The following is an 11644-nucleotide window of genomic DNA, read 5'->3' as shown; positions in this document are numbered from 1 at the left end:
CATCACTGAACTTGATCGGCATAACTGCCATCCTTCCAGCACAGCTTCCCAGCTATGCGGTCTTGGACTCAACCAAAGCTTCAGCAGACCCGCCCGATAACTTCATAGGGTTCAGGGAGCCCAGGCCCTACGAATCCATTCGATGCAACTTTCTGATGCGCGTTGGAACGCGCTATTCAAAAAATTCAGTCCGCCATTGACCAAATAATGGTTCCTCGAAGCAGTTCATCTTCGGAGTTGCCAAAAATCTGGAACCGGCCCTGCGAAATTTGGACAGGACAGTTCTTGATCGTCGACCGGTTCGGGTTGAGAGTTCCGTAGACAAAGGCGCCTGGCCGGAAAGCGGCAGGAATGACTACACCGCTGAAACCTGCTGGTAGTTTCACTGCTGCGAAGGTCAGTTCCACTAGGTTCTGGTGCCTCACGAGGCGTACATGAGAACCTTGTACTGTGGCATCGATTCCTGGGAAAGCTTTAGTGATATCCACGCTTTGCGGCGCAGATCTAGGGACGTAGAGGGAATCAAGTACGCCTCTGGAAAGGGATGTCCGCTCTTCGACTAACCTCGACACCCAGGCATCTGTTCGGACCATCGCGACCGTGTGGTGCACGCTGGCGCTATCGTCCAGAATGGCCCGCATATCAATTGCTCGCTGACGGACGGGCAAAGATCGAAGCACAGCTGTTGCTCGAATCGTGCCATCTGTGTTCCGGGTCAAGAGCGCAAGTGAGCCATGCGGAGGAAGCGTTCCTGTCTTTCCACCCACAAATTCTGGAAACTTAACGGCGCCAGCAGGATCTATCGTGTGGCGCACAACCGCCTGTCGGGCTTGAATGCCGTGGACCTGAACAGTCCGGCTGCTGGCACCTATGACGCTTAATAGGAACTGGTCCTCTGCGTAAATCCAACCAAGTGTTTGGGTAATCATACGAGGCGAAAGACGATTGCGCCTATCCAGCCCAGAGGCGTCCGCAAAGACAGCTCCTCGCCATCCCCATTCACGGGCCAAACTACTTAGATACATCAAAAACCGCTGCAGGGGCTCCTCTGGTCCGGCCAGCATCTCGCCCACGGCCCGGCCTAATACACGAGCCGCAGCATTGGAAGACGGGAGCATCATCAAATAGAAGAGATCGCGGTAACTGATTTGGTCGTCAACTCGAAACTTCAACGCTGAGAAGCCAATCACCTGATCCGATTTCCGCACAATCACAAGGTCATCAAGTTGATTGTCTCGGATAAGTTGTCTCGCTGCGTAGGCCGAGACAAGCTTGAGAGTCGAAGCGGGCGCAAGAAGCTCATCCGGATTCTTCTCGTATCGAGCAACACCGCCACCGAGATCAATCGAATGGGCAGCCTCACCATTAATCGACGGAGCGAAATAGCCGGTTGCCCCCATACGCGAAAGCAGCATCCGAGACATTCTCTCAAGCGCTTCACGGTCAGGCTCGCCATCATGGATCAAGACAGGCCCCAGAGAACCCGTCCAACCAATCTCCGACGCGGTTGCGGCTAGCTTAGTGACCGATTCCTCTTCTGCGTTGTCCACCTCGCATCGTTGGAGCGCCGCCGACAAGGCGCACTCTGGACCGTTCAAGCAGAAACGTCTATTTTGTCCGGAATCGGCGATGAGAGATCCGACAAGGCGAATTTGGCCACCACGCTGAAGATCACCCTCGGAAAGCTCCAAATGCCCGGACAAAACCCCAGTTCTCCCATCCCCTGATCGACGATCCATAGAGATGTAGTTACCCGGGTTCCCATCGACGATGGTGAGCACAAAAGCTCCCTTAGGCAACCCATGTGACTCAAAACTCAGTGACTGCGCTGAGGTCGATCTACCGAACCCGATCTTTGCAAACCCACCGACGCTCTGCGGCAAGTATTCAGGTCGTCGGGTCGGTTCCTTCTGGCCCAATGGCGGAAGGTTCCCAAGCGAATCCCGAACCTCCTCGATGCGTCCATCTACCACCGTGCATGCAGAAGGAAGCGAGACGTCGTAAACGGCTAGCCATCCGTCGGCGTGTGCAAGATTCACAAGATCCGTCTGGTCTTGCAGAGAGGGCGCACCTTGAAATGCGCTTGTGCCGACAGTCCCACCAGCGTCAAGCATCTGATTTTCCTCTCAATGGAAGGCTGAATCGAATAAGTTCCGGGTAGGGATACCGCGATAATGCTATGAGTCTGACGTTCCTGTCGATGATCCAGCGCCTCCGGGGCGTGAGTGGGTTAGATTTGCCGTCGTTCGAAGTCATATCTTGCTCCGTGCATTTGGAACATTCCTTACGACGTAGGGTGGTCAACGAGAACCTGCCCGTTTCGGAAGCTTTATGGGTGTCCTCGGCGGTCGCCTGTCATACCCATACACCCGCTTCTTCTGCTCCAGCTTGTACAGCAGGTACTCCGTGGTTTCGGGTGTCAGACGCTCGATGCGGGGGTAGTCGGGGAAGCGGTTGATCTCGGGCAGCTTGATTCCGTGCGGAGTGATCGCGAGGTCGAAGCCGAAGTACTCCAACTGCGGCATGTCAGCCGCGATATCGAGCACCTGCTGCTTCACGAACTCCCAGTTCGGCAGCTCACCCTCGATGAGCACGCCGGTATCGGGGTGACGCGGGCACGGCTGCACGCGGCCCCGCTCGAGAATCTGAGCGTTGCCGAAATGCCCTGTCTCGACGTCGATCTCGGCGAGCATGCCACCGGCGGCGGTGTTGTCGACGTACCCGGACTTCACGGAGCCGATGCGCAGATAGGCGTTGCCGATCTGAGGCGTGACGCCGTCCCGTTTGAACACGATCACGCGGATCGTGTTCACCGAGAACGGGTAGATCTCGGCAAGAATCGGATGCATCTCGATGAACTCGGTGATCAGGTACTGATTACCGGGGCTGCTGAGAATCTGCAGCACGTCGGATTCAGCCGCTTCCTCACCGTTCAGCGAGTAGGCGCCATCTTCGTACCCCAGACGATAGAACCCGTCTCCGTGCGAACCTTCGTCGGGCTTCAGCGCGAGCACACCCTTCTCTCTCGCGAGCCGCAGAATGTCATCGAGAGTAGCCTCGTACCCTTCGGGGCAGTCCATCATCGGTACGACGTGGGTCTCGTCGCTCTTCGGGTTCGTGTAGTAGTAGTAGCCCGGCAGACACTCGTTGAACTCAGCCGCGACATACTTGATGCTGATCTTGTCTTCGAGCCAGTACTTGTACTTGCGGTTGATGTGCCGCAACCACCGATACTCGAAGTCGGAGATGTAGTTCTCACGGTTCTCGGGTGTAATGCCGTACTGCGGAATGCGGTAAGACAGGAAGCCATTGCGGTACGCCCAGACCTTGGTCTTGAGCGGCACGCCGTTGCGCTCCATGAGATCACGCCGAATATCTCCGATCCAGCGCACCGACTGATACGGCACCAGGCCCTCGGGGAAGAGCGCGGCAGCCCACTGCTTACGCACCTTGAGCTTGAGGTTGTGCAGCCACCTACCGGTCTGCACCCGGCGCGCTCGAGTGAGTTCGCGCTTCGCTTCCGCCTTCTCTCGCAGGAACGCAACGGTCTCTTCGGAGAACGGGAAGTGCCGTCCGTATGCGGGAAGCGCGGAGATGCCGATGATCTTCAGCTCACCATTGGCGTTCCGAACGACGTCGAACTGCACGAACTCGAGTTGAGGAGCGAACTGACAGAGCTCGATCAGCTGTGCCTGCAGTTCGTCCCAGTCGGAGACAGCACCGCTGAACTCTCGGCCCGAGGACGGGTGCTCAGTGAATCGGTACAGCTGGCCCTCGACGATCGAGCGCGCCTCCGAGAACTCACCCGTTTCCGGATCAACGCGGCAGTGGAACGTCACGGCCAGTGGTGAGGCCGGTTCCCGCTCCTCTTCTTCCTCGACCCGCTCGTCGTCGCCCTCTGCTTCGTCCGCGTGGCGGCCCTCGTCATCGCGATGCTCCTCGCGTGCGAGAGCGGCTTCAGCCTCCGCTTCTTCGGTTTCATCGACTGCGGCCCCGGCCGCGCCGGTGCGCCGTCCGACGATCTCGCCCTTCTCCGCACTCAGCCGGGGATCGACCTCGTCTTGCACGAGCACCGCCGCCTCGGCGACCCGAGGAGACACACCGTTCGGGTTGGCCATCACCACACGCAGCTTCACCTCTTGCTGCGCTGAAAGATCTGCGAGCTCGGCGTCTGCGGTCTCGGGTTCGACCAGCACGTAGAACTGTTCTTTGACCCGTCGCTTCAGCAGCTTCTCGAACTCGTCTGCGGTGTAACGAATTCCGTCGACTGTGAAGAAGCCGTCCGCCCACGACAGTTCGAGCCGTACGCTTCCGGTCCAGGCAGAGGAGGCAAGCACCAGCGTGCCTCGTTCAGTCAAGAACTCCGCCAGCCCCGCCACCGACGATTCGTGCTGCTTCGCCTCCTCAGACAGCGGCAGCACCTGCAGGTCTGCGTCCCGGCGGAGGAAGTGATAGTGCGTGTTCTCGAACTTCTCGGTGAACGGCTCGAACACGGTCAGTGCTGAGACGCGGTCGCGCACCCATTTGCCGTACTTGCCGTTCAGCGGATGCACGAAAGCGTAGTCGCGCTCTGAGAAGAACTGATCCAGTTTCTTCTCGGTGATGCGGAAGCGCGCGACGGTCGCGGGCATGAACCCCCAGGCATATGCCCGCTCGCGCTGCTCCCGGGTACGGTCGGTGCCGCTGGCTCGATCCCGATCGACTCGGCGTTCCCAGGTTCTCGCCATGCGGCCGGTGAATCCCTGCGAGCGCAGATGGAACGAACGATAGCGGCGACGCAGTCGTCGCACGCGCCGAGCGACCTGCCCCGACTCCGTGGCGGCACGCTCTGCGCGGCGCTCGAGGTCCGCCCGCTTTTCCTCGAGAAGCTGCAGCAAGAACGCATCGGCCTCAGCGCTGAAGCAGCGCGTTCTCGGGTACCTGGGCACCGTCGAGATATCGACGACCTCGAAATCACCATCCGGGCGCAGCGTGACATCAACGGTGATGAAACCGAAGTTCACCCGCTCACCGGAGAAGAGCTGTTCGAGGCCGGCCACGACGTCCGCGTAGCCAGGAATGGCAGAGGGGTACTCCACCGGAATCTGCTCTGCCTGATCCGCCGTCTCTTCCGACGGAGTACGCTCGGTCTCGAATGCCCCCGTCACGTGATCGACATCGATAGTCTGAGCAAAACGCTGCTCGCCGAAGCGCTGGCGCTCACGTCGCCGGCCCCACCCGCGCCGCACGGTTCTCGAAGCCCGCAACTCGGCGATCTCCTCATCACTCGGCGCCTGAGCGCGCCACGTGTCGCCGACGAGCAACTCGGCGTCGAGCACACGACAGGTGCTCTCGCCCTCGTGCTTGCCCACGTAGAAGCGGATCCGCGTGTCCTCGAAACCGAGTTGACGCCCGGTATCGACCGCGTGCCCGCGGTATTCATAGAACAGGCACCTCTTACTGCGGCACATCTCGGTGATCATGCCGCGAACCTGCTCCTCGGTCGCCGGCCATCCGTCGATGCGGAACTCGTCTTCGGCCCAGGTGAGCACTCGGCCGTTGCCCCGGTTCCAGCGCAGAGGGATGATCCTGACAGCCCCGTAGATTCGGATGAGCTCGAGCAGCCCTTCCTCGTTCGCCTCAACCTCGGAGGGGAACTCGGCGAGGCGGATGACATCCATGCCATCGACAGTTACCCGGGCCGAGCAGAAATAGGCGGGGGTGTGGTCGGCGAGCCCTGGCACCGAGCGATTCGCGACCACGCGATTCGAAGTCCAGAAGCGGCGACGATTGAAGGGCTGCAGGAACAGGTACTCGCGCTGCGAGATACGACGCGGCGCGTCGTCCCCCGCACCAGCCTGAGGAACGACGGAAGGCCGAAGCGAGAACGTCTCCGAAGTGTATCCGGTTTTATGAGCCGCGCGTTTCTCGCCGGAAGTGAGGCCGTTCTCAAGACGCATGTCGCGATAGAGCTCGCGGACCCACAGGCGAGCAGCGAACTTCGAATACCCCTCTTCGACGAGCGTCCGTGAGGCCAGGCCAACCGCAGTCTTCTTGCTTCGTCGGCTCAGCTTGCCCAATACGCTCATGAACTCCCCTTCGCAGCGCTCAAGACTGCCGAAGCTTCCACGTAGGCGCAGAAGCTAAACCCGGTAAGTGTACCCGGTTTCTGCTGAGTCGTACCTATCATCGTGACTGCAATTGCCCGCCGCTAGTCGATGATCTCGACCCGAGCCGGCACTCGCTGAGTCATGATCTCTGCCGCAGCAGAACCCCTATAGCATCTGAATGTCAAGCTCGGATTATCGATGAATGCCCCCGCTTCGAGGGTCGTCACTGACCGAGGAATCGTGATCGATTTCAGACCCTGACATCCAGCGAAAGCTCGCACACGAATAGTTTCCAACCCCTCCGGTAGCTCGATACTTTCGAGGGACCGGCACTCCCGGAACGCACCCTGCTCGATCGTTCGCAGCGTGTTCGGAAGTTTGACCTCGTTCAGGTCCGCACAGCGGAGAAACGCACCTTGGCCGATGGTGCGTACGGGCTCCGGAATATGCGCGCTCTCGATACCGCGGTTTGCGCAGGCCTGCATACCGATTGAAACGACGGGTTTACCCTCAACGGCGCCGTACAAATTGAGATGGGTGATGCCCGCGCTCTCGGGAAGCTTCTGAAATTCGAGTTCGCCTGAGGGGAGCTCGCGGTACGGAAGCCCACCGGAGATCCTCGTATTCGCCTTGGGTTTGATGAGTTCGAGGGCGGTGTCGATCGGCCCGTCGAAGATCTTCTTGCCGTGATCGAGCACGATACCGCGATCGCAGAGCTTCTTCACCTGACCGGCGCTGTGACTCACGATGAACATGGTCTTGCCCGAGGCCTGAATCTCGGCGAGCCTCTCGTTGCACTTCTGCCGGAACTCGGCGTCGCCCACAGCCAGCACCTCGTCGACGATCAGCACATCGAACTCGGCGTGCACCGCGATCGAGAACCCGAGCCTCGCGTACATGCCCGACGAGTACTTCTTCACCTCGGTATCGATGAAGTCGTGCAGCTCGGCGAACTCGACGATGTCGTCGAAGCGCGCGTCGGTCTCGGCACGGCTCATGCCGAGGATTGCCGCGTTGAGGTAGATGTTCTCGCGCCCCGTGAGGTCGGGGTGGAAGCCGGCGCCGACCTCGAGCAGACCGACGATGCGGCCGTAAGTGTAGATGCCGCCCTTCGTCGGCCGCAGCACGCCCGAGAGCAGCTTCAGCGCCGTGGACTTGCCCGAGCCGTTGCGTCCCATGAGCGCCACCGACTCCCCAGGTCGCACCTCGAAGCTGAGGTCGTTGACCGCGAGGAACTCCTCGGCGAACGGCTCGCGCTTGAGCGCCGACATCGCCCGCTGCTTCAGCGAGTGGACGTGCTTGATCCTGAACTGCTTCGACACATGGTCGAAGATGATGATCGGGGGCACCACGGGTTCAAAGGTCTTGCGCAAAATCGCCCTCCAAACGCCTGAAGACGACCTGGCCCAGCAGCAGCGTGCCGATCGCCATGCCGATGCCGGCGAGCGTGTTGGTCAGCATGTAATCGGGCGCCGACACCTGCCCCGGCATGACCTCTCGATAGAAGGCGCTGTGGAAGAGCTCGACGCTCACCGTCACCGGGTTGACCATGTAGAGGTTGTAGATCCACGCCGGCAGCACGTCGCGGATCATCTCGTGCGAGTAGATCACCGGCGAGGTCCACATCGAGAACATCGCCATCACGCTGACGATGTTCTTCGCGTCGCGGAACACGACGTTGACGGCACTGAAGAACAATCCCAGGCCGAGCACGAACACGAACACGATCGCGATCGCGGTGAAGACGTAGAGGAGGTTGATCCAGCTCGGCCGCCAGCCGAAGATCGCCGAGATGACCACGAGCAGGATCACCTGCGGCAGGAAGTGGATGAAGGTCGACGCGACCGAGGCGACCGGGAACAGCTCTCGCGGCAGATAGATCTTCTTGATCAGCGTGCCGTTGCCCGTGATCGAGTTCGTCGACGAGCTCAGCGCATCCCGGAAGAAGTTGAGGATCACGATGCCCGAGAAGATGTAGAGCGCGAAGAGTTCCATGCCGCGGCGCATGCCGAAGACCTCGCCGATGACGAAGTAGTACATGGCGAACTGCAGCGCGGGGCGCACGTACGACCAGGCCCAACCGAGGAACGTGCCGTAGTAGCGGGTGCTCGTGCCCTTCTTCAGCAGCAGGCCGAGCAGCTGCCGATAGCTGAATACGTCGAGGAGCCATCGGCTTGCGCCCGGACTCTGATACCGGACTGCCGGTTGGGGCGAAGCGTGGGACACAACTGGGAATTTTACAGGAAAGCACACGATAGCGCCGCGGCACCCCTGAATTCCCGCTCCCAGGCACTGATATGCCTGTGAGGTACCATGTCCTTCAGCGTGCACCGCGTCATGCGGCCTTGAAAGCCTCAAGATCCTTCAGGATCGCGCGCTCACGACGTCACACCGGGAGTAATACAGCATGGCGGAACAGCCTACGAATCTCGAGCGTCTGCTCGCAGAGACCGACGCCGAGCCCCAGGCAGCGCCCCAGCGCGAACGCCCCCGGCGTAAGCGTCGCGGCCTGCGCAACACCCTCATCGTGGTCGGCTCGCTCATCGTACTGCTCGGCATCGCGGCCGCGATCGCCTACGCCATGCTGGCAAACACCTTCAACGGCATCGAGCGGGTGAGCGTCAAGCAGGATCCCACGCTCAAGCGCCCCGCCGCCGTCGAGGTCGAGCCGGGCAAGAAGGCCCCGATCAACATTCTGCTGCTCGGATCCGACTCCCGAGAGACCACCGACCCCACCGCGACCGCCGAAGACCTCAAGGGTTTCCGCAGCGACGCGATCATGGTCGCGCAGATCTCCCCCGACCGTGAGCACCTCACCGTCATGTCGATCATGCGCGACAACTGGGTCGAGATCCAGGGCCACGGCGAGGCGAAGATCAACGCTGCGGTCGCATTCGGCGGCCTGCCGCTCGCGGTCAACACCATCGAGAACTTCATCGGCGCGCGCATCGACCACGTCGCGCTCATCGACTTCGAGTCGTTCAAGGGCCTCACCGACGCCGTCGGCGGCGTCACCGTGCACAACGACGTGGCCTTCACCGCGAAGCACGGCGGCTTCACCTTCGAGGAGGGCGACATCACCCTCAACGGCGACGAGGCCCTCGGCTACGTGCGCGAGCGGTACTCCTTCACCGACGGCGACTACCAGCGAGCCCGCAACCAGCAGGCGTACCTCAAGGGCCTCACGCAGAAGATCATGAGCTCCGAGACCCTGAGCAGCCCTGGCAAGCTCACCGACACCTTCCAGGCTCTCAAGCCCCACCTCATCCTCGATGAGAGCCTCGACCTCGGCACGACGGTCGGGCTCGGCTACGACATGCGCGGTCTGCGCAGCGGCGACATCGGCTTCTTCACGAGCCCCACGCTCGGCACCGGCACCTCGGCCGACGGCCAGTCGATCGTGGTGCCCGACTGGACCGAGATGGCGAACGTGCAGTCCGCCTTCCAGAACGGCACGCTCAACGAGTACGCGACGACTCGCTCCTCTGGCTCGGAGCTGCCGCAGGGCTGATCCGCCCTTACGCGCACAACCCCGTTGAAAGAAAAAATCCACCCAATCGTTCATTCTAAGCCATTTTTCATTTATAATGAACAGCGAATTAGAGTGAACGGAGAGCATGGATAGAACTCTCGCAGACGCGCTGCTCGCGCGACTGCACGAATACGGTTTCGGACTTCGCATCGAAATACCGATGGAACAGCTCGAACCGGGTGAACTCGCTCCGGCCACGCTCGTCCACCGTGATGACGAGCAGCAGGTACTCCTGTCCTACTCACGGGAGATGACCGCCTCCGTCGCAGGGAAGATCAGCCCTCAGCAGCAGGTCGGCCCCTTGTTCATCATCGGCCCTCGCGTAACGGAGCGGAGCGCCGAGATCATGCGCAACAGAGGCATCCACTATCTCGACGGCAGCGGCAACGCGCACATCTCTTTCGGCGACGTCCTCCTCGACGTTCGCGGACGCAAGGCACTCGCCTTTGAATCCTTGCCACACATCAGCCACCGTGGTGGCACCAATCTGATGAGCCCGAAGCGCGCGCAAGTGATCTTCGCCGTCCTGTCGTGGGAACGTCTGCTGCAGGAACCTGTGCGCTCACTCGCTCAGGCGTCACAGGTTTCCCTCGGACAAGCGCAGAAGACACTCGACCTCCTGATCCACCTCGATTTCATCGACCAGAGCCGACGGATGGCTTCGGATCGGCGCGAACGGCTGCTCGAACAGTGGGTGCAGGCCTACCCCACGGGGCTCGGCTCGAGACAACTGAGTCTCTCGATGGTCGGGGACGTTTCGCTCCCGATCGAATCCGATTCTCCCCTCATCATCAGTGGAGAATCTGCCGTTGGAACAACGCTCCGCCCGGAAACCCTCACCCTGTACAGTTCGGAAGCACCAGCCGACTTGATCCGTGCTCGGCGCTGGAGACGCGAAGAAGCACACCCCAACATCTTCCTGAAAGAACGATTCTGGGAGGATCCCGACGCCCCCGACCGGATCACTACCACGATCGCCCCGCCCCTCCTCGTCTACGCCGATCTTCTGGCTTCACGCGATAGCCGCCAGATCGAGATCGCGCAGCAGTTCCGGAAACACCATGATCAGCTTCGAGCGGGCTGACAATCGACTCCTCGACGATCTCACCGAGATCGTCGAGGAACTCGTGACTCGAACCGGTATCGATCCCGATCAGCTCCTCGTCGTAGGTGCCGGTTGTCGAGACATCATGCATTCCGCACTCGGTTACGAGTTCCCGCTCAGAGGTACGAGCGATACCGATCTCGGCATCGCCGTCGCCGACTGGGCTCTCTCAGAAGACATCGAGCGACTGTTTCCTCGGACGGGCGATACCGGCATACGCTACCTCGTGGCCGGTCTTCCGGTCGATATCATGCCGTTCGGCGGCATCGAGGATCCAGATGGGATCTCATCTCCCGCGCCGCGAGGCGAAGAGCTCGTCGTCTTCGGGTTCTCCGATGTGTATGACCGAGCCCACCATCTGATGCTGCCCTCCGGGGCTCGGATCCGGATTCCGAGTATCGCGGGATATGTCGCGCTGAAGCTTCGCTCCTGGCTCGATCGATCAGCCTACGGCGAGGACAAGGATGCGAAGGATCTCGCCGTGACTGCGTTCTGGTACCGGGAGTCCAGATCCGTCGAAGAACGCCTGTATCGAACTGATTCGGGAAACACGCTACTCGAAAGCACGGGGTGGGATGTGCCGCTCGCAGCCGCCCAGTTGCTGGGCATGGACGCGGCCCAGCAGCTTTCTCAGGACGCCCGCGACGACCTTGGCTCGCGGTGGTCCCGAGCAGATCTCGATTCGTTCGCGCGCGGTTTCGTGCTGCCACCAGGTGGCCCCGCAGACTTCGGTCTCGCACGGCGCTCCGAGATCGCGCAACAGCTCATCACCGGCCTCACACTCCCCGCGGTGAAGCTCCACTCGGAGCTGCCGCAGGGCTGATCGAACCCGCGGCACCGTGAATCGGGGTCGCTTACGGCGCTTATCCTTCACGGGATGCGCCGTAAGCGGCCCCGATTTCGTCTAGGCCGCCGCAG

General features: G+C 60.9%; 7 protein-coding genes. 3 read left to right on the top strand and 4 right to left on the bottom strand.

The features are described 5' to 3' along the window. Positions 1 to 185: 185 nt before the first annotated feature. The 4 genes from AC0KXF_RS12345 to AC0KXF_RS12330 form a co-directional block, all read right to left on the bottom strand. Complete coding sequence (locus tag AC0KXF_RS12345) at positions 186 to 1781, bottom strand: D-alanyl-D-alanine carboxypeptidase (protein WP_473109473.1); 1596 nt, start codon at positions 1779 to 1781, stop codon at positions 186 to 188. Between the two features lie 519 nt (positions 1782 to 2300). After that, a complete protein-coding gene (locus tag AC0KXF_RS12340; protein ID WP_473109472.1) occupies positions 2301 to 6068 on the bottom strand; it encodes a sugar-transfer associated ATP-grasp domain-containing protein in 3768 nt (1255 codons plus the stop codon). A gap of 122 nt (positions 6069 to 6190) precedes the next feature. Beyond that, a complete protein-coding gene (locus tag AC0KXF_RS12335) occupies positions 6191 to 7462 on the bottom strand; it encodes a leucine-rich repeat protein (protein WP_473109471.1) in 1272 nt (423 codons plus the stop codon). Continuing rightward, positions 7446 to 8315: an ABC transporter permease gene (locus tag AC0KXF_RS12330; protein ID WP_473109470.1), complete on the bottom strand. Its 870-nt coding sequence runs from the start codon at positions 8313 to 8315 to the stop codon at positions 7446 to 7448. Before AC0KXF_RS12330 ends, AC0KXF_RS12335 begins: the two co-directional genes overlap by 17 nt. A gap of 181 nt (positions 8316 to 8496) precedes the next feature. Here AC0KXF_RS12330 and AC0KXF_RS12325 point away from each other — a divergent pair, with 181 nt between their 5' ends. The 3 genes from AC0KXF_RS12325 to AC0KXF_RS12315 all read left to right on the top strand — a co-directional run bounded on the left by AC0KXF_RS12325 (position 8497) and on the right by AC0KXF_RS12315 (position 11549). After that, entirely contained in the window at positions 8497 to 9600 is a 1104-nt protein-coding gene (locus AC0KXF_RS12325) for an LCP family protein (RefSeq protein WP_473109469.1), read from the top strand. 106 nt (positions 9601 to 9706) lie between these two features. After that, positions 9707 to 10705 (top strand): type IV toxin-antitoxin system AbiEi family antitoxin, encoded by a 999-nt coding sequence (locus AC0KXF_RS12320; protein ID WP_473109468.1) that lies wholly within the window; start codon positions 9707 to 9709, stop codon positions 10703 to 10705. After that, positions 10683 to 11549, top strand: coding sequence for a hypothetical protein (locus AC0KXF_RS12315; protein WP_473109467.1), 867 nt, complete (start codon positions 10683 to 10685; stop codon positions 11547 to 11549). The genes AC0KXF_RS12320 and AC0KXF_RS12315 overlap by 23 nt, the downstream gene beginning before the upstream one ends. The last annotated feature ends 95 nt before the right edge of the window (positions 11550 to 11644 follow it).

The organism is Leucobacter holotrichiae (genome assembly GCF_055791005.1).
Note: the sequence above shows the minus strand (reverse complement) of the source record. Positions and strands in the feature narration are given on the sequence as shown.